Genomic DNA, 18,732 nt, shown 5'->3' on the forward strand with positions numbered 1-18,732 from the left:
CAACTGCATGGGTATTGAGTAAAAACAATAAAACCCGCGCTAGCGGGTTTTTTATGTCAATCACAGCAGCGTTGAGATCAACGTTACCTAGATTGCAAAGGTGATACTGCTATGGCCATTCTTAGGCTAACGTGGGTGAAATAAGAGTAGGCGACTAAACTATCGCTATGTTTAAAGATAGCAACGTCAACTTATTCGCAAAGGATGCGCCCTGCTAGCAAGAAATGGCATGCATTGATATATAATCTGACCAGTATGAACCTAATGGTCCATAACCTGAGGTATTCATCTATATCAGTGTTGCGCAGACACTAAGTCGTTACTTAGCTTGTTCCCCTTCGATAGGTACGACAGAACTCGCATGATAGCCTTTTGGACCTTCTTCAACTTCATAAGATACCGTTTGACCCGCTTTAAGCGTGCGGTAACCGTCCATCTGAATGGTTGAATAATGTGCGAAGATATCCCCATCTTCACCTTGTGGACAAATAAAACCAAATCCTTTTGCGTTATTGAACCATTTTACTGTACCTGTAGCCATGCTATACATCCCTCATGCATTTTGTTACTGATGTGTAAAGGTGGGGTATCACAGGAACCCTTCCTGTCCCAACCATTGGTGATTATCCATTTAACTAATGCTAAATAGTTAGTCACTAATTGACCAATTTAGCTAATAGAGTGGGACAGTCAATAGTAAAATCGCATAAAGAGTGTTGCTTTTATAATCAAGTCACATTTGTAAGAATGTTGTTTAGCTTGCAACTTATTCTTTTATTAGTATTTTTAATTTGCAAATAGCGACGCATTCTGTGAAATCATTTGTATAATTGCGATTAAGTTTTGTGCGGTTACGCAGGTCAGTGATCATAATCGCAATCTTTTATTTGCAGCGGCTTCATTGGTGGATTAGTCTCTTAAGTAAGGGATGATTTTCACCTGAACACACAGCATGTTACGTATGAATAAATATGAGCATTGCATGAACCGGTAGTACAGAGCACAATAGATATTTAAAACACTCTGAAATCAAAACGTCATGGGTAAGAATTTTGAATGGGTAACTCCAGGCTCAGATTTGCTGGAGGAAGAAAAGACAGCGATAAAGCCACCGGCGATGTATAACGTACTGTTAATGAACGATGATTACACCCCGATGGACTTTGTTATAGAAATCCTAGAGCGGTTTTTTTCTATGGATATAGAAAGGGCAACTCAGGTGATGCTTAAAGTACATTACGAAGGCAAAGCAATATGTGGCACGTTTACTGCAGAGGTAGCAGAGACGAAAGTCATGCAAGTGACAATGTATTCGAGGGAAAACGAGCATCCGTTGCTCTGTACATTAGAGCAGGCGTAACACGATAGCACATGCGAAAACCGTGGTTGTTTCTTAAGGAGGCCTTATGCTTAACAAAGAACTAGAATCGAGTTTAAATGGCGCATTCGCGCGGGCTCGTGACAAAAGACATGAGTTTATGACCGTAGAGCACCTCCTACTGGCGTTGTTGGAAAATGACGCTGCGAAGGAAGCATTAGTCGCGTGTCAGGCCGATATTGAAACATTACGTCGTGAACTTGACACATTCATTGATCAAACCACCCCGCTGATTCCAGACAACGATGAAACCCGTGAAACTCAACCAACCCTGAGTTTTCAGCGTGTGCTACAAAGAGCCGTTTTCCATGTTCAGTCTTCTGGTCGTAGCGAAGTGACCGGAGCGAATGTTTTAGTTGCGATTTTTAGTGAACAAGAATCTCACGCCGCTTATTTGTTGAAGAAAAATGACATTAGCCGCCTCGATATTGTTAACTATATTTCGCATGGTATTACAAAAGCTTCCAGCGCGAGTGAAGACTCTTCTTCAGACTCTTTCGGTCCAGAAAGTAGTGAAGAAGTCAGTACTGACGAACGTTTAGAAAGTTTTGCAAGTAACCTCAATCAACTGGCAAAACAAGGGCAAATTGATCCGCTAATCGGACGTGACAAAGAACTTGAACGTACGATTCAAGTACTCTGTCGCCGTCGCAAAAATAACCCGCTACTCGTTGGCGAAGCAGGGGTAGGTAAAACTGCTATTGCTGAAGGGTTAGCATGGAGAATCGTTGAAGGCACAGTTCCTGATGTCATTAAAGATAGCGTAATTTACTCTTTAGATATCGGGTCGCTGTTAGCCGGCACTAAGTATCGAGGTGACTTTGAAAAACGTTTCAAAGCGATTCTGAAGCAGCTTGAAAAAGAAAAAGATGCGATTCTGTTTATCGATGAAATTCATACCATTATTGGTGCTGGCGCAGCATCTGGCGGCCAAGTGGATGCTGCTAATTTGATTAAACCTCTACTAAGTAGTGGCAAGTTGCGCTGTATTGGTTCAACGACTTACCAAGAATACAGCACGATCTTTGAAAAAGAACGCGCATTGGCTCGTCGTTTCCAAAAAATTGATGTGGTGGAACCATCGTTAGACGATACCACGAAGATTTTAATGGGATTGAAACCTAAATACGAAGCTCACCATGAGGTGCGTTACACCAATAAGGCGTTACGAGCTGCGGTTGAATTGTCAGCTAAATACATCAATGAACGTCACCTTCCTGACAAAGCCATTGATGTCATCGACGAAGCGGGCGCTAGAGTACGTTTATTGCCTGTCAGTAAGCGTAAGAAAACCGTGGGCGTTGCTGAGATTGAATCCATGGTGGCCAAAATGGCTCGTATCCCTGAGAAATCAGTGTCATCATCTGATAAAGACATTCTGAAAAAACTCGATAGCAAGATGAAAATGTTGGTTTTCGGACAAGACAATGCGATCGATGTTCTATCTGAATCCATTAAATTGACTCGTGCAGGCCTTGGTGCAGAGAATCGTCCTGTCGGTTCATTCTTGTTTGCTGGCCCAACAGGGGTTGGTAAAACAGAAGTAACGGTGCAGCTTGCTAAGTTACTGGGGATTGAGCTCCTGCGTTTCGATATGTCTGAATATGGTGAACGTCACTCGGTGAGCCGTTTAATAGGTGCGCCTCCAGGTTATGTTGGTTATGACCAAGGCGGACTATTAACTGATGCCGTCATTAAAAATCCGCACTGTGTTGTGCTTTTGGATGAAATCGAAAAGGCGCACCCTGATATCTTTAACTTGTTATTGCAAGTGATGGATAATGGGACGTTAACTGACAATAACGGGCGTAAAGCGGATTTCCGTAACGTGATTCTGGTTATGACTACCAACGCAGGTGTTGCGGAAACAGTGAAGAAATCGATTGGTTTGATTCAACAAGATCATAGCCATGATGCCATGTCGGAAATTAAGAAGGTCTTTACTCCTGAATTCCGTAACCGTTTAGACCATATCATATGGTTCAATAGCTTAGATGAAACGGTCATTGCTCAAGTGGTTGATAAGTTCATTGTTGAATTGCAAGCGCAGTTGGATGTTCGTGGTGTGTCACTTGAAGTGTCAGAAGATGCACGTAACTGGTTAGCTCATCGTGGTTACGACCGGGAAATGGGGGCTCGTCCAATGGCTCGAGTTATTCAGGATCAACTGAAGAAACCATTAGCGAATGAACTATTGTTTGGTTCACTTGTTGATGGCGGTACAGTGAAGGTTGGGCTTGATAGTGACAAACTTACTTTTGAATATCTTGGTTCAAAAGAGGAAGCTCAGGTTTCTTAATAAATATTAACCTATAAATACTAAAGGCACTGCAGAGCAGTGCCTTTTTTCTATCTGTGCCGCTTCTCCTGGAGACGCTGATGCACAAAAAAAGCGGGGCTTTCCCGCCTTTTCAATATTCGCTCATACGTAATAGATTAACGAGAACGGAAGACGATGCGTCCTTTAGATAGATCGTATGGAGTTAACTCAACAGTTACTTTGTCACCAGTAAGGATACGAATGTAGTTTTTACGCATTTTACCGGAGATATGTGCTGTTACCACGTGGCCATTCTCAAGCTCAACACGGAACATAGTATTTGGAAGAGTATCAAGGACAGTGCCTTGCATCTCAATTACGTCTTCTTTAGCCATTTAATCCTCTTTAGAAACTTGGCAATATTTTAACGGAGGGAATTGTGCCGTTAAAAGTACAATAAGTAAAGTTGTGGCGTATTTTACCCTCGCCAACGCTGATTTACTAGCCTTTGATGAGAATGAAAGCGTACTTTATAGTTCATTGCGGGGCATTGATCAATTTGATAGCCCAAGTAAAGCCACTGTTTTGCTTCATTTTTACACATTTGAAGCTGATAAAGAATACATAAGGTGCCAAGTGAAAGGGAAATGTCTGGATCAAAGAAGGTGTAAAATGCGCTAGCACATTGGCTCATCACATCAGTCACAGCAACAGCGACCAATTGATCGTGTTGATAAACGTGTAGAAACTGAGTATTAAGCCATTCACACAGTGAAAAGCGCAAAAATTCGTCCTTTTGTGGAGGGAACATGGTGCCATTGCGGTGACGTGTCCGAATATAGCGAGCGTATAAATCAAACCAATTATCATCTAAGGTATCTTTTAGTACCCAATGAAAATCGTCTCTCGCTTTCGCTAGCAGGCGTTTTTGACTTTTACTAGCCATGTTGTCGACCACATTAACACGTAAGGCCTGACAGGCTTTGCAGTGGTCACAATGAGGCTTATAGATGGTGTCGCCACTACGGCGAAAACCATTAGCAAGCAGTACTTCAAAATTATCAGCGGATTGCATTTGTGGATCGATAGCAACGGCGACACGCTCTAACTTATCGTCTAAATAACTACAAGGATGGTTGTTCGTTAACCCGATACGAATTTGGTGTATATCAGAACTCATTCTTCAACCTCTATCTACGATACGTCGATGGGCGAACTTAACCATTGGCGTTCAAAACAGCTAGCGCTGACGTTTTGCTCCTTTAAGGATAGCAATGTTTGCATAAATTGTGATCTTGGTAACTCTGTTGCACCGAGGGAAGCCAAATGAGGATTCATGACCTGACAATCAATGAGTTCTCCTTGATGCTGTGTAAAGTGATGACAGAAATACCATAGAGCTATTTTGGAGGCGTTATCCGCGATACTGAACATGGATTCACCACAGAAAAGTCGACCAATACTAAGACCATAAAGGCCGCCGACCAGTTCCTCGTCTTCCCACACCTCAACAGAATGGCACTTACCCATCCGAGACAGTTGTTTATAAGCCATTCTCATGTCGTTATTTAACCAAGTTTCTTCTGGTGGCCTTAAAGCTGCACACTGCTCGATGACTTTTTCCGTCGCCATATTGAGGCTAATGTCATATTTTTGCTTTCTTTGAAATTTTTTAACACTTTTACTCGGTTTAAATGTCTTAGGATAAAAGACGGCTCGTGGCGATGGACTCCACCAGAGGATAGGTTCACCTGGTCCATACCATGGAAATATCCCTTGTCGATAAGCGTTGAGTATTCGTTGTGGATTGAGATCACCCCCAAAGGCCAATAGGCCATTTGGCTCTTCCAACGCTTCAAATGGCGAAGGAAAGAGAAAATTATCCGGTGCGAGTTCGGTAAGGTAAATCGTCATAGCCAACCCATGCCTTATAGGAGACAGAAAATGAAAAAGTGGATATGGATCTTATTGATTTTTCCATTGTTTGCCAATGCAGCTTATCAAAGGAATCAAGCGAGACCTGTGAATAAGGTCTTATTTGGCTCGGTAGAAACAGTTCGATACATTTCTCAACAGCAGATTCACCATGCACAACATAACGATGATGGCTGGAAAACATTGTTGGGAGCCGTCGTTGGTGGGGTGATAGGCCATCAATTCGGAGGTGGACATGGTCGTCAGGTCGCGACTGTTGTTGGTGCCGCAGCTGGGGCTGGGGTTGCACATGCGGCCAATAGTGCTGATCCCATTTACCGTGAACAGTATAAATTGGTTGAATTACTAATAAAAACTGACAATGGTAAATTGGTTGATGTGATTCAAGATGTTGATCCGGAAATGCTATTTGGTTCAGGCGATCAGGTGCGAATTCTCTATTTTGATGATGGCGTGAGAGTAGATCGCGAAATGTAACGTAACGTTAATACGCTTTATCCTTGTAAGTGTTGGTGTGAGAAATCCTGTGATTGACACTAGCGCCTAGGGCAATTTTTCGTTAGTCTGCAAATACGAAGAATTTTCGTCGCCATTTTTCACTGATGAATGATGTTGGCGGCGCAAGGATACACAACTTTAAATGGAAAGCCTTACGTTACAACCTGTTGAAAAATTTGATGGAGAAGTGAATCTTCCTGGTTCAAAAAGTGTTTCTAACCGAGCTTTATTGCTCGCTGCACTAGCAAAAGGGAAGACGCGCCTCACTAACTTACTTGATAGTGATGATATTCGTCATATGCTCAGTGCCCTGACTAAACTGGGTGTTCAGTATCAACTTTCTGATGATAAAACCGTTTGTGAAGTGGAAGGTTTAGGCCGGCCATTTTCGGCAGACACGCCATTAGAACTGTTTTTGGGTAACGCTGGTACAGCAATGCGTCCACTTGCGGCAGCACTGTGTTTGGGTCAAGGTGAGTTTGTTCTGACTGGCGAACCTCGCATGAAAGAACGCCCAATTGGTCACTTAGTCAATGCGCTGCGTGAAGCTGGCGCAGAAATTGAATATTTAGAAAATGAGAATTACCCGCCACTGTCGATAAAAGGCACTGGTCTCAAGTCGGGTACTGTCGCCATCGATGGTTCTATTTCAAGTCAATTTTTGACGGCTTTTCTCATGTCTGCGCCACTGGCTGATGGTGACATCACCATCAATATTGTGGGTGAGTTAGTATCAAAACCTTATATCGATATTACCTTGCAGATCATGCAACAGTTCGGTGTTAATGTTATTAACAACGACTACCAACAGTTCGTGATACCAACAGGGCAAAGCTACGTCGCACCAGGACATTTTATGGTGGAAGGTGATGCATCATCAGCGTCTTACTTCCTCGCCTCTGCAGCGGTTAAAGGCGGCAGTGTGAAAGTGACGGGGATTGGCAAAAAAAGCATCCAAGGTGATGTGCAATTTGCTGACGCGTTAGAAAAAATGGGGGCAGAAATTGAGTGGGGTGATGAATATATTATTGCTCGTCGCGGTGAACTCAATGCCATCGATATGGATTTTAACCATATTCCAGATGCAGCCATGACTATTGCAACTGCAGCCTTGTTCGCTAAAGGGACCACCACCATTCGCAATGTATATAACTGGCGTGTGAAAGAAACCGATCGCTTAGCGGCTATGGCGACAGAGCTACGTAAAGTCGGCGCTGAAATAGAAGAGGGCGAAGACTACATCACGATCACTCCGCCAGAAAAATTCATCCATGCAGCCATTGATACTTATGATGATCACCGCATGGCAATGTGTTTTTCGTTAGTGGCTTTCTCTGATGTTGGTGTGACGATTAATGATCCAAAATGTACGTCAAAAACATTCCCAGATTATTTTGATAAATTCGCCGTATTAAGTCATTAAATGGTCAACGTTATGATGAAATAAAGCCTCTTCCGAGGCTTTATTTTTAGTGTAAATGTAATTTGCTGATGGTCACTATATATAATACTCATACACTAGGCTTGACACTTTAGGTATTTAGCCATCAATCACTATTCGAGAGTAAATTCTGATGATAGGTGGTGCGCTAAATATTTAAACATGTTGAATACCGCTGTTGTTTTTGTGGTTGGCAGTCCGTTGTCATCAAGGAAATATTCACCTTTAAATACTAAAATGCCTGCTTTTTCTTCAACTTGAGTAGCTTTCATACCTTCAACATAATGTTCATGATCTTGAATCAGTTGATTAGCTATCATGAGTAAGTCTACTTTTGAAATGGGCTTTTTATCGGCCATAATGTTTCCTTTTATTATTTTGTTTGGCAGTGATAACTAGTGTATTGAGCGCATAATATCAGACAATGATCGAGCTCAGTAAAAACTAAAATTGTGATTTATTGCAAAATTCACTTGTTTTACCTCGCGTTCTGTCCAGACTGTCATTACTATGTGCGAGTTTTCTGGAGCGCTTAGCATTTCGTCGATTTGTCGAGCAAATAAGCCGGTTTTTAAAAAAACAAGTTGATCTTCTGGTTATCTACCTCGATAGTAAAAAAAGAAGCAATATTTAAGAACATAATGCGATAAAACCAGTCGCAAAGTGGTTAAGGACATTTGAATCAAATTATGGGTAAATCACTCGTTATCGTGGAGTCGCCAGCCAAGGCCAAAACAATCAACAAATATCTTGGCAAAGACTTTATCGTAAAGTCTAGTGTCGGTCATGTCCGCGATCTGCCAACTGCCGGTCAATCAACTGGCGCCAAAAAAGCAGCGCCGACTTCGACTAAAGGCCTTAGTGCTGAAGAAAAAGCTCGCCTTAAGAAAGAAAAAGAGCGTTCATCTTTAATCAAGAAGATGGGCATCGATCCCTATAATGGTTGGGAAGCGAATTATCAGATACTGCCGGGTAAAGAAAAGGTAGTAAATGAACTTAAAAAGTTAGCGAAAGACGCAGACAGCGTTTATCTCGCAACCGACTTGGACCGCGAAGGAGAGGCCATCGCTTGGCACCTTCGTGAGATCATCGGTGGCGATGAAGAGCGATATAAACGTGTTGTGTTTAACGAAATCACTAAAACAGCAATCCAACAGGCGTTTAAGCAGCCTGGTGACCTAAATATGGATGGTGTTAACGCCCAACAAGCACGTCGTTTTATGGACCGTGTTGTGGGCTTTATGGTGTCTCCGTTGCTATGGAAAAAAGTGGCGCGTGGTTTATCCGCAGGACGTGTTCAATCTGTAGCAGTGAAGCTACTTGTGGAACGTGAGCGTGAAATCAAAGCGTTTACCCCTGAAGAGTTCTGGGATATCAACGCCGATACCAAAACCAGTGCAAATGACAAATTCCGTTTGCTGGTCGCGCAACAAAATGGCGAAGCATTTAAGCCGACTAACGAACAAGAAACCAAAGCAGCTATCAGTGTTTTGGAAAAAGCGCGCTATGAAGTTTGTAAGCGAGAAGATCGCCCTACAACGAGTAAGCCAAGTGCGCCATTCATTACCTCTACATTGCAGCAAGCGGCAAGTACTCGCTTAGGTTATGGTGTTAAGAAAACCATGATGCTAGCGCAGCGTCTTTACGAAGGCGGTTACATCACCTACATGCGTACTGACTCAACCAACTTGAGCCAAGAAGCGGTTGCCTCTGTTCGTGATTTCATCACTGATCAATTTGGTGATAAATACCTACCAAGTAAGCCAAATGTTTACGGCAGTAAAGAAAATGCCCAAGAAGCGCACGAAGCGATTCGTCCTTCTAGCGTTGATGTTAAATCTGATGATTTGCAAGGTATGGATGCGGATGCGCACAAATTGTATAACTTAATTTGGAATCAGTTTGTGGCGTGTCAAATGACGCCTGCTCAATACACTTCTACAACCGTAAGTGTTAAGGCGGCAGAATACACGTTGAAAGCAAAAGGCCGCATTCTCAAATTCGATGGTTGGACACGTGTACAACGTCCACTTGGTAAGAATGAAGACCAAATTTTACCTGAAGTAAAAGTAGGGGATGAACTAGCCCTTGAAGCGTTAGATCCTAAACAGCATTTTACTAAGCCACCGGCTCGCTATACTGAAGCAGCATTGGTTAAAGAATTAGAAAAACGTGGGATTGGCCGACCATCTACTTACGCATCGATTATTTCTACCATCCAAGATCGTGGTTACGTAAAAGTCGATTCACGTCGTTTTTACGCGGAAAAGATGGGCGAAATTGTTACAGATCGTCTGGATGATAGTTTTGAAGATTTGATGAACTACGACTTCACAGCACGTATGGAACAAAAACTCGACCAAATTGCCGAAGGTGATGCTAATTGGAAAGGGGTATTAGACAACTTCTTTGCCGATTTTAGTCAAAACCTTGAACAAGCTGAGCAAGATGAAGAACAAGGTGGTATGAAGCCTAACCACATGGTGCAAACAGATATTGAATGTCCAACTTGTGGTCGTCCAATGGTGATTCGCACGGCTTCTACTGGCGTTTTCTTAGGGTGTTCTGGTTATGCACTTCCGCCGAAAGAACGTTGTAAGACAACCATCAATCTTGGTGATGAAGATGGTGTTATCAATGTCTTAGAAGAAGATGTTGAAACCGCAGCACTGCGCGCTAAAAAACGCTGCCCAATTTGCGGCACTGCAATGGATGCTTACTTGATTGATGAAAAACGTAAGCTTCATGTGTGTGGTAATAACCCAAATTGTGAAGGCTATATCGTTGAACACGGCGAATTTAAACTGAAAGGGTATGATGGCCCTGTTGTTGAGTGCGATAAATGTGGCTCAGACATGGTTCTGAAAAATGGCCGATTTGGTAAGTACATGGCATGTACCAATGAATCTTGTAGCAATACCCGTAAGATTTTGAAAAACGGTGAAGTGGCTCCGCCAAAAGAAGACCCGGTCCATTTCCCAGAACTACCTTGCACACAGTCTGACGCGTATTTTGTGCTTCGCGATGGTGCGTCTGGCTTATTCTTTGCGGCAAGTAATTTCCCTAAATCGCGTGAGACACGCGCACCGTTAGTGGAAGAGCTAGCAAAATATCAAGACCGCTTACCTGAGAAATTCAAGTACCTAGCAACTGCTCCAGCGAAAGATCCTGATGGTGAACGTGCTGTAGTACGCTTTAGCCGTAAATCGAAAGAGCATTATGTACGTACCGAACATGATGGAAAACCATCTGGCTGGACAGCGCTATACATCGACGGTAAATGGGAAGTAACGGATAAACGCAAGAAAAAATAGTGATTTATCAATAACAAACCATGAATAAAAAAGGCAGCTTACGAGCTGCCTTTTTATTTTGTTGGCTATTTCTCAGTTTTCTAAAACAGTGTTGAATATTTTGTTAAATTCCCAATTATTTGTTCTCATTATTCAATATGTTGACTATCTTTTTTATAGGAGCTTGTAAACGAAGTACGGTTTGTCGTAAACCTGCTCGGATAAAGGCATTGCGTATCCAGTTCTAAATCACGATGTTTAATGAATGATAAAGATTGATGTACTTGTTTATTAAACGTTGGTCAGTGTGTGAGTGTCGCTCTTGATATTACACTGGTGTACGCAACCGGTGGGTAAAGTGGTCAGTGATTAATTTGCAGCCAGTATTGACCTACTTGATGGCCTTTTGCCCCATTTGTCGCGGTGGGGATGATGCTTCGATGGAAGAACAGTGTTTATCAAATCTACCGGTGGGCACTGAAAACAATAAATAACGGAGAACCTTAATGGCTGGTGTACTGGGAATGATTTTGGCTGGAGGCGAGGGGACTCGTTTAATGCCTTTAACGGCTTCACGGAGTAAACCATCTGTCCCATTTGGAGGCAGTTATAGGCTAGTCGATTTTGCATTAAACAATTTCGTTAATGCGGATTTAATGCGGATTTATGTGTTAACGCAATTTAAGTCACAATCACTGTATCTACATATGAAAAAAGGCTGGAATGTGGCTGGTATTACTGACCGCTTTATCGATTGTATTCCTGCCCAAATGCGAGATGGTAAGCGTTGGTATGAAGGAACTGCTGATGCGATATACCAAAACCTACGTTTTATAGAATTGTCGTCACCTGATGAAGTGTGTATTTTTGGCTCTGACCACATCTATAAAATGGATATTCGTCAGATGCTGGATTATCACCGCCGTAAAGGTGCTAAGCTCACCGTTTCTGCTATCCGCATGCCCGTCAGCCAAGCATCATCATTTGGGATTATCGAAGTGGATAGAGAAGGGCGGATGGTTGGATTCGAAGAGAAGCCCGCTCATCCTAAATGTATTCCGGGTGAGCCAGAGTGGGCGCTTGTGTCGATGGGAAATTATATCTTTGATGCGCCAACACTTTATTCTGAGTTAAAATCTGATGCAGATAACCCACAATCTAGTCACGATTTTGGTAAAGATGTTATCCCGACTATGTATCCACAAGGGGATGTGTACGTCTATGATTTTTCGGATAACATGATCAAGGGTGAACGGCCTGAAGGGTACTGGCGCGATGTTGGTACTATTGAAGCGTATTGGGAAGCGCATATGGATCTCCTTGGCAAAGACCCTAAGTTTTCTTTGTATAATCGCAGTTGGCCTCTGCATACGTATTATCCACCTTTACCGCCAGCAACGTTTGTTGATGTTGATGCGCAAAAGGTTAAGTTAACCGATAGTTTGGTTTCTGGTGGGAGTTATATACAAGGATCAAGTATTTATAAATCGGTTTTAGGTTATAGAACCAATATTGCTGCTGGTTCTTGTATTAGTGAATCTGTTATCTTAGGTGATGTGAAGATAGGTGCAGGTTGTACGATTAAACGCGCCATTATTGATAAAGACGTTGAAATCGCAGCCGGCACGGTCATTGGTGAAAATAGTGAATTAGATAAACAACGCTTTCATGTTTCACCAAGTGGTATCGTAGTCATTGCTAAAGGAACAAAAGTTGGATTCTAAAATGGAGCAAATCAGTGTGTGGTTTGCCGTTTCAGAAGCGCAAGGTTTAGTGAAGAGTGGTGGTTTAGCTGATGTAGCGAAAGCATTACCTAAATCTCTCTCTCAATTAGGACAACAGGTAGCCATTGTGCTACCTGCTTATCGTAGTATTCCTGATAAAAACTCACTCCCTGTGGTCTTGGAAACCGATCTCACACATTGGCCTCACTCATCCTATAAAGTGAGGCAAACAGAGTTAGATGGTGTGCCGGTTTATTTGATCGATAATGATCACTATTTTGACCGTCCAGAACTTTATGCAGAGCAGAATCAAGCTTACGCTGATAACGGCGAACGGTTCAGTTTTTTCTCTGCTGCAAGCTTAGATGTTCTGCCTAAGTTGGGGATTAAACCCAATGTTATTCATGCCAACGATTGGCATACAGGACTGATCCCTTTCTTATTAAAAACCCGCTATCGCTATGATGCGTATTATGAAGGTATGAAAAGTGTCTTAACCATTCATAATGCGATTTTTAAAGGCATATTTTCTTACCATGAATTGGAAATTATTCCGGAATTGAATCTCAATGGTATGGAGTTTTTACGTTATGGTGTCGATCATGTAAGTATGCTTCGAGCAGGGATTGCTTATGCGGACAAAATTAATGCAGTTAGTCCAAACTATGCATGTGAACTGTTAACACCGTTAGGATCGCATGGGTTGGTCGATGATTTTGTTCGGCGTGCGCGTGATTTGCACGGTATTGTTAATGGTTGTGACTATTCGGAGTGGGACCCGAAAACAGATCAGTTTTTGCCACAGACATATAGTGATGACGCGGCCTCTTTACAAGCGGGCAAACAAGCAGCAAAGCTCGCTTTACAAGAAGAAGTGCACTTACCGACTCGCCCTGTCCCTATGTTTGGTATGGTGTGCCGTTTAACGCACCAAAAGGGATTTCATTACTTACTCCCTATCATTGAGGCATTCCTACGCAATGATGTGCAATTAGTTATTGTGGGTACTGGAGAGCCTGAAGTTGCTGGGCGTCTACGTAAACTGGCCGATAAATACAGTGAACAGTTTGCATTTGTTGAAACTTACAGTAACAAGTTGGCGCACTGGGTTGAAGCGGGCGCTGATTTCTTTTTGATGCCATCAGAGTTTGAAGCGTGTGGATTAAATCAAATTTATAGTATGGCTTACGGTACTTTACCTATTGTTAGAGAAGTAGGGGGATTGAAAGATACCGTAGTGGATTACGATAAAGATCCTCATGAAGCGACCGGCTTTGGTTTTTTAGAGCCATCGCCAGAGGCACTTTTAATTATTATGCAGCGTGCGTTACTGTTCTATCTGCAGCAACCTACTCAATTTCTCGAAGTTCAACAAAGAGCGATGCGCAGAGATTTTAGTTGGGAAGTATCAGCACAAGAATACATTAAGATGTATAGACAGGCATTGTTTGACTAAACGTTGCCCATCCATCGATGTACTTTACTAAGCGGAGAGTGTCACTCTCCGCTTTTTTATCGATTAACACAATGAAAAGAACATTGGATATTGTGCATTCCAATAAGAAGACTTGGGTATATAAGTCATCAGGATGATTTTGTTTAAAAGGGGAAGATATTGACATTATCAATGTGGTAGACTTGCGCCGCTATTAATTTGGAGCGAAATGGCTTACTTACTGATGTTATTCCATAAAGTGTATTCACATCCCACCAGTCAACAATGGGTCGTATTTATTCACGGCGCTGGGGGCAGTTCGTCTTTGTGGTTTAAGCAAATCAAGGAGTATCGACAACATTTTAATTTGCTTCTGGTTGATCTTCGTGGTCATGGCAAATCAAAACGAGGTCCTAAAGAGTGGTTACTCAAACCTTATCAGTTCGCTGATGTCGCGCAAGATGTTATTCACGTGATTGATCATCTTAGCATTGAAAAAGCCCACTTTGTTGCCATGTCTTTGGGAACCATTATTGTACGAACAATTGCCCAACTTGTCCCTGAGCGTGTCGAAAGCATGGTGATGGGGGGAGCGGTGATGCAGTTTAATCTACGTTCTCGGATATTGGTTAAAATTGGGGATTGGTGTAAAAATATCGTCCCATACATGTGGTTATACCAACTTTTTGCCCATGTCGTAATGCCTGATAAACATCAAAAAGAATCACGTCACCTCTTTATAAGAGAAGCTAAAAAGCTGTGTCAAAAAGAGTTTAAACGTTGGTATCGTTTAACCGCTGAAGCCCATGCACTGATGGGACATTTTAGAGAAACAGAGTTACCTATTCCCACGTTATACTTAATGGGAGAGCGCGATCATCTATTCCTTCCTGCTATTAGAAAAATGCTCAGTACACACCGCTGTAGTCAGTTGATAGAGTTATCCAATTGTGGTCATGTTTGCAATATCGAGCAATCTGAGGCCTTTAATCACCACTCGATTCGCTTTCTCTTGCACCAATAAATACGGTTCCCATTCAGAAAATATTAATCACACCCTTGGTGATCAGGTTTCCCACATTTCCAACAAACAGCGAACTGACCTTCATTGGTTTCCCCGCAATTAGAACAGACCCAATTTTTATAAAGGATACCACTATTGTCGGTTTGGGTTTGACGAATAAGCTCCCATGCATAATCGGCATCTAGACGATTAAATAGCCAAATATATGGCGCTGATTGGTCATCGGCAGGAATCTCTCCTCTTAACCCGAACCACTGTTCCCCTCTGACTTCGCATTTTATGTTTGACTGCTGGAGTAGTCCACACAGTATATGAGCTTCAGTTGGGTTATTTGCGATATAAAGTTTCAATATCAATTACCTTGAATGGTCACAGTCTAACCAAGATTATGTAAATGAACAGTGTTTCAAATGGGGTGTCATATTGTGTCCTAATTAAGGACTAAATATGGCTGTCACATTTTTATAATAATCAATGTAATAACCGTACAATGTTTTTGTGATAATAATCACAAAATAATGCCATTTAAGAAAAATGAGTAAAAATTTATTTATCCAATTTAAAGCATAAATTGATCTAGCTCATGGCGAATAATTGTAATCTATAGTCTCAACTATTTTAGTTGTTACTACTATTCTAAAACATTATGAGTTGGAAATTCGGTGATAAACCGCAAAATTATTAGCAGATTTATAGGTTAACTAACGGTTATTTATCTAGATATAGCCTTAGGACAAATGAGTTAAGGGTTATGCTCATACATGGCTGGTAAGGTTAAAAGGCCGGTTTAGCAGAAATGATTCGCAAGAGTGATGTTATTGATATATCTGATGAGCCTACAAGCAAGTATGCCGGGTTTTAACCTTTTAGGTGAGTAAAAGCTCTAATATGTACCTCAACGGCTCATATGTGCGTTATAGCGCGCATAAAAAAGCACCCCAGAGGGTGCTTTCAGCAACAAGCCTTGTTAGCAACAAATTTGGCTAAAGATTTTGCATTAACTCGTCACGCCGAGTTTGTGGAATAACAGACCAGTGCTTGCCTTCGATTGCGCCTTCAAGAGCCCATAAAAGCTCTAGACTTACATCGGTAGAGTGAGTTTGCTGAATTGCTTTATACGCTTCAACCGCTCCTTTATCGTGTAACTCTTCGACAGATTCAATTCCCGCTTTACGCAACATACGTTCTGTAGCTAAACGTAAATTAGGTAAATCTTTCAATCGGTTAGGTTTAGCTTTTGCCTGAGTCTCGCGTTCTTGTTTCGCGATCTTCAACGCAGATTTTGCTTCATCTAAAATAGTATCGGGTGTATCCCAAAACGATTCTGGAAGAGCAAAATATTTTGTAACCACAGGGAAACCACGTTTTTTGTAAACGTATGGTTCTAAGCCTTGTTGTTTGTATTTCTCAGAACAAGAATCATCAGCTCTGATATGAAGCATATCGTTAACAACCAACGCGAACATTGTGTCGTCTACGAAGATTCCAAAGCCGCCAAACATTGAACGAGATTTTACGCGACCTAATTTTTCAAAGAGTCGCATTGAGTTTTTTAGTATTGGTTTATCCATGCCTTTAGTCTCGGTGTATTTGAACATACGCCACCAAAATCCAGGTCCGAGAATGTAGCAAAAGAATGCAAAGACCGTGTCAATAAGAAGTTAACATCATATGCATTTTTGCCATCGGTAACCCCGCTACCTACCCAGAACATCTGTACCACCTGGGGTTCAGGCCGGAAGCTTTGCGTCCCACCTTTACAGATGGTTTGCCCTGTGCGTGACATTTCGTTAATTAGAGTAATCTTAAACTTGAACATAAATCACATAAAAATTGCTTCTATGTGATATTGCTCACAAAAATGACTGTATTAATAATAAACGATAAATTCATCAATAAAAGTGTAAAGAAGGCAGAGCTAAAGCAATGTAAGTTATTATTTTATAATGCTTTTTACCGACTCTCGTTCGATAAGCTCTGGATGCATTTCAAAAATACGGCGTTCATGCTCTTTATTTTTGATGCGTTCAAGCAAGATTTCGAATGCGTTTTTACCAACACGGCGCTTAGGCTGATGGATGGTGGTTAACGGTGGAGAGAAATATTCGGATAGTTCAATATTATCATAACCAATGACTGACATTTCTTCGGGGATTTTTACGCCTTTCTGTTGTAGGCGACTCATTAAGCCCAGTGCCATCGTATCGTTGAAACAAAAAACAGCGGTCGGTTTTTCATCCATCGCCAAAATTTTGTCAGCAGCAAGAACGGCGGTATCACATTCAAAGTTACCTTCAAGAATCCAATCTTCGTTCACGTCATAGTTTGCTTCGTTCATTGCGCGACGAAAACCTTGGATACGCTCTTGGCAGGTAATTTTGTTTAAGTGGCCACTCAAGCAGGCAATATGACTATGACCATGATCGATAAGGTACTTAGTGGCGATATAGCCACCTTCTTCTGAGTTATCCATGATTTTATCGGCTTGGGAGTCTTCTAATCCCCAATCCATGATCACTTTAGGAATATCGGAATGGCTCTCTAGCATTTCCATCAATTCTGGCGTCATATCCGAACACATAACCAACATGCCATCAACGCGTTTCTCAGCGAGCATGCGTACGTAGTCGCGTTGTTTTTCATAAATGCCACCAGTGTTACATAGGATCAACGTATAACCTTGGCGATAGCAGTAGCTTTCGACACCATCGATGACTTCGGAGAAAAATTGGTTCGTGGACTGGGTGACCAACATGCCAATGGTTCGAGTTGTGTTGCATTTTAAACTGCGGGCAACTGCACTAGGGGCATAGTTCAACTCCTTAACAGCAGATAGCACTTTTTCTTGAGTTGCTTCTGCCACAAAACGGGTTTTGTTGATGACATGTGATACGGTGGTCGTAGAAACGCCAGCCAAGCGTGCTACATCTTTTATTGTCGCCATAGGTGATTTCCATTGGTATCAAATAACCTGAAAGTACATTGGTGATGATAATGTTGAACAGTCAGGTTTCGCTTTATTTTAGTGCAAAAAGCGGGAATAGTAGTAAAAACACAAAAACCGCTACGAGAAAGCGGTTTTTGACAATTAGTTTGAGTATTTATTAGCATCCAAGATTCTAGACTGCTCTGGCGATCACCGCAACGAAAAATTCATAATTTAATCTCAACTGATCTCGCCAACTTTTCTTATGCTTGCGACTCATTGTCTACATGATGGCGACAGATTGCTGGGTTATCAATATATTTTATCAATATGTAAAATGGACGGCTTAAGCGTATAAATGACATTTAGACTCTACGGGAGAGCTGACGTTGTTTCATGATGTGCTAACGAATAATGCACATATGATAACTAACCAAAAATAAGGTAAGTCATGAGACGTTTGATTGTAGAACCGAGGATTAGGACCAACATACTAGAGGTAAAAGGCACTTTTTATCACTTTTCCCTATCAAAGGCGCTTATATACCCAAATGACCTCAAGATGCAGGATTCAGAGCTTCATCAACGAGCCTAGGTCAAGCTCAATCACAGCAGGAATGGTCATTCCCTTTCAAGGTGATTGAGCGCAGAAATAGGTTTGTTGATGAGCTCCCAAAGGGCGAGTTTTATTCGCTCCTAGGCTGTGTTACTGATTTTCAACGTAGAATGACTATGTCTTCAAATCAGTGCCTTGCCTAAGAGCGAATACATTCCCGCTGAAACAGCATCTTGAGGTTACTTGGGTATAACCCCCCACT

At 41.9% G+C, this 18,732-nt stretch carries 16 protein-coding genes and 1 riboswitch; of the genes, 8 read left to right on the forward strand and 8 right to left on the reverse strand.

The window, feature by feature from the left end:
* Positions 1 to 319: 319 nt before the first annotated feature.
* A complete protein-coding gene (cspD, locus tag F9817_RS20045) occupies positions 320 to 541 on the reverse strand; it encodes a cold shock domain-containing protein CspD (RefSeq protein ID WP_161157951.1) in 222 nt (73 codons plus the stop codon).
* Positions 542 to 1,039: 498 nt separating this feature from the next.
* On the opposite strand from cspD, the gene clpS reads away from it, so the two are divergent.
* Together clpS and clpA are read left to right on the forward strand one after the other, a co-directional pair.
* The gene (gene clpS / locus F9817_RS20050; RefSeq protein WP_161157952.1) at positions 1,040 to 1,360 is read left to right on the forward strand and encodes an ATP-dependent Clp protease adapter ClpS; all 321 of its coding nucleotides are present in this window, start codon (positions 1,040 to 1,042) and stop codon (positions 1,358 to 1,360) included.
* Between the two features lie 46 nt (positions 1,361 to 1,406).
* Positions 1,407 to 3,677, forward strand: coding sequence for an ATP-dependent Clp protease ATP-binding subunit ClpA (gene clpA, locus F9817_RS20055; protein WP_161157953.1), 2,271 nt, complete (start codon positions 1,407 to 1,409; stop codon positions 3,675 to 3,677).
* Between the two features lie 137 nt (positions 3,678 to 3,814).
* Here the strand turns inward: clpA and infA are convergent, their stop codons facing one another.
* From infA to aat, 3 genes are all read right to left on the reverse strand, one after another.
* On the reverse strand, positions 3,815 to 4,033 hold the full coding sequence (gene infA / locus F9817_RS20060) for a translation initiation factor IF-1 (RefSeq protein ID WP_027252769.1): 219 nt from the start codon (positions 4,031 to 4,033) through the stop codon (positions 3,815 to 3,817).
* Positions 4,034 to 4,116: 83 nt separating this feature from the next.
* Positions 4,117 to 4,818, reverse strand: coding sequence for an arginyltransferase (locus F9817_RS20065; RefSeq protein WP_161157954.1), 702 nt, complete (start codon positions 4,816 to 4,818; stop codon positions 4,117 to 4,119).
* A gap of 14 nt (positions 4,819 to 4,832) precedes the next feature.
* Complete coding sequence (aat, locus tag F9817_RS20070) at positions 4,833 to 5,552, reverse strand: leucyl/phenylalanyl-tRNA--protein transferase (RefSeq protein ID WP_161157955.1); 720 nt, start codon at positions 5,550 to 5,552, stop codon at positions 4,833 to 4,835.
* Positions 5,553 to 5,582: 30 nt separating this feature from the next.
* Here aat and F9817_RS20075 point away from each other — a divergent pair, with 30 nt between their 5' ends.
* Complete coding sequence (locus F9817_RS20075) at positions 5,583 to 6,050, forward strand: outer membrane lipoprotein (RefSeq protein ID WP_161157956.1); 468 nt, start codon at positions 5,583 to 5,585, stop codon at positions 6,048 to 6,050.
* A gap of 163 nt (positions 6,051 to 6,213) precedes the next feature.
* Positions 6,214 to 7,494: a 3-phosphoshikimate 1-carboxyvinyltransferase gene (gene aroA / locus F9817_RS20080; protein ID WP_161157957.1), complete on the forward strand. Its 1,281-nt coding sequence runs from the start codon at positions 6,214 to 6,216 to the stop codon at positions 7,492 to 7,494.
* Positions 7,495 to 7,625: 131 nt separating this feature from the next.
* On the opposite strand, the gene F9817_RS20085 is transcribed toward aroA, so the two are convergent.
* Positions 7,626 to 7,871, reverse strand: a complete 246-nt coding sequence (locus F9817_RS20085; protein ID WP_161157958.1) for a YciN family protein — start codon at positions 7,869 to 7,871, stop codon at positions 7,626 to 7,628.
* Positions 7,872 to 8,201: 330 nt separating this feature from the next.
* Here F9817_RS20085 and topA point away from each other — a divergent pair, with 330 nt between their 5' ends.
* From topA to F9817_RS20105, 4 genes are all read left to right on the forward strand, one after another.
* Positions 8,202 to 10,826 carry a type I DNA topoisomerase gene (topA, locus tag F9817_RS20090; protein WP_161157959.1) on the forward strand — a complete coding sequence of 875 codons (2,625 nt, stop codon included), beginning with the start codon at positions 8,202 to 8,204 and terminating at the stop codon, positions 10,824 to 10,826.
* A 485-nt stretch (positions 10,827 to 11,311) separates the two neighbouring features.
* Entirely contained in the window at positions 11,312 to 12,529 is a 1,218-nt protein-coding gene (glgC, locus tag F9817_RS20095) for a glucose-1-phosphate adenylyltransferase (protein ID WP_161157960.1), read from the forward strand.
* A 1-nt stretch (position 12,530) separates the two neighbouring features.
* On the forward strand, positions 12,531 to 13,985 hold the full coding sequence (gene glgA, locus F9817_RS20100) for a glycogen synthase GlgA (protein ID WP_161157964.1): 1,455 nt from the start codon (positions 12,531 to 12,533) through the stop codon (positions 13,983 to 13,985).
* A 208-nt stretch (positions 13,986 to 14,193) separates the two neighbouring features.
* The gene (locus F9817_RS20105; protein WP_161157961.1) at positions 14,194 to 14,988 is read left to right on the forward strand and encodes an alpha/beta fold hydrolase; all 795 of its coding nucleotides are present in this window, start codon (positions 14,194 to 14,196) and stop codon (positions 14,986 to 14,988) included.
* A 23-nt stretch (positions 14,989 to 15,011) separates the two neighbouring features.
* On the opposite strand, the gene F9817_RS20110 is transcribed toward F9817_RS20105, so the two are convergent.
* The 3 genes from F9817_RS20110 to purR form a co-directional block, all read right to left on the reverse strand.
* Entirely contained in the window at positions 15,012 to 15,338 is a 327-nt protein-coding gene (locus F9817_RS20110) for a putative signal transducing protein (RefSeq protein ID WP_161157962.1), read from the reverse strand.
* A 633-nt stretch (positions 15,339 to 15,971) separates the two neighbouring features.
* Complete coding sequence (locus F9817_RS20115) at positions 15,972 to 16,559, reverse strand: TfoX/Sxy family DNA transformation protein (protein WP_161157965.1); 588 nt, start codon at positions 16,557 to 16,559, stop codon at positions 15,972 to 15,974.
* A gap of 113 nt (positions 16,560 to 16,672) precedes the next feature.
* Positions 16,673 to 16,771: riboswitch (cyclic di-GMP riboswitch) on the reverse strand.
* A gap of 153 nt (positions 16,772 to 16,924) precedes the next feature.
* Positions 16,925 to 17,932, reverse strand: coding sequence for an HTH-type transcriptional repressor PurR (gene purR, locus F9817_RS20120; RefSeq protein ID WP_161157963.1), 1,008 nt, complete (start codon positions 17,930 to 17,932; stop codon positions 16,925 to 16,927).
* Between the last annotated feature and the right edge of the window lie 800 nt (positions 17,933 to 18,732).

It is taken from the genome of Vibrio eleionomae (genome assembly GCF_009874545.1).
Taxonomy (GTDB): Bacteria; Pseudomonadota; Gammaproteobacteria; order Enterobacterales; family Vibrionaceae; genus Vibrio; species Vibrio nitrifigilis.

Excerpts from the sequence above, each read along its gene's own strand:
- cspD (WP_161157951.1), bottom strand. The coding sequence starts at position 541 with ATGGCTACAGGTACAGTAAAATGGTTCAATAACGCAAAAGGATTTGGT.
- clpS (WP_161157952.1), top strand. The coding sequence starts at position 1,040 with ATGGGTAAGAATTTTGAATGGGTAACTCCAGGCTCAGATTTGCTGGAG.
- clpA (WP_161157953.1), top strand. The coding sequence starts at position 1,407 with ATGCTTAACAAAGAACTAGAATCGAGTTTAAATGGCGCATTCGCGCGG.
- infA (WP_027252769.1), bottom strand. The coding sequence starts at position 4,033 with ATGGCTAAAGAAGACGTAATTGAGATGCAAGGCACTGTCCTTGATACT.
- F9817_RS20065 (WP_161157954.1), bottom strand. The coding sequence starts at position 4,818 with ATGAGTTCTGATATACACCAAATTCGTATCGGGTTAACGAACAACCAT.
- aat (WP_161157955.1), bottom strand. The coding sequence starts at position 5,552 with ATGACGATTTACCTTACCGAACTCGCACCGGATAATTTTCTCTTTCCT.
- F9817_RS20075 (WP_161157956.1), top strand. The coding sequence starts at position 5,583 with ATGAAAAAGTGGATATGGATCTTATTGATTTTTCCATTGTTTGCCAAT.
- aroA (WP_161157957.1), top strand. The coding sequence starts at position 6,214 with ATGGAAAGCCTTACGTTACAACCTGTTGAAAAATTTGATGGAGAAGTG.
- F9817_RS20085 (WP_161157958.1), bottom strand. The coding sequence starts at position 7,871 with ATGGCCGATAAAAAGCCCATTTCAAAAGTAGACTTACTCATGATAGCT.
- topA (WP_161157959.1), top strand. The coding sequence starts at position 8,202 with ATGGGTAAATCACTCGTTATCGTGGAGTCGCCAGCCAAGGCCAAAACA.
- glgC (WP_161157960.1), top strand. The coding sequence starts at position 11,312 with ATGGCTGGTGTACTGGGAATGATTTTGGCTGGAGGCGAGGGGACTCGT.
- glgA (WP_161157964.1), top strand. The coding sequence starts at position 12,531 with ATGGAGCAAATCAGTGTGTGGTTTGCCGTTTCAGAAGCGCAAGGTTTA.
- F9817_RS20105 (WP_161157961.1), top strand. The coding sequence starts at position 14,194 with ATGGCTTACTTACTGATGTTATTCCATAAAGTGTATTCACATCCCACC.
- F9817_RS20115 (WP_161157965.1), bottom strand. The coding sequence starts at position 16,559 with ATGGATAAACCAATACTAAAAAACTCAATGCGACTCTTTGAAAAATTA.
- purR (WP_161157963.1), bottom strand. The coding sequence starts at position 17,932 with ATGGCGACAATAAAAGATGTAGCACGCTTGGCTGGCGTTTCTACGACC.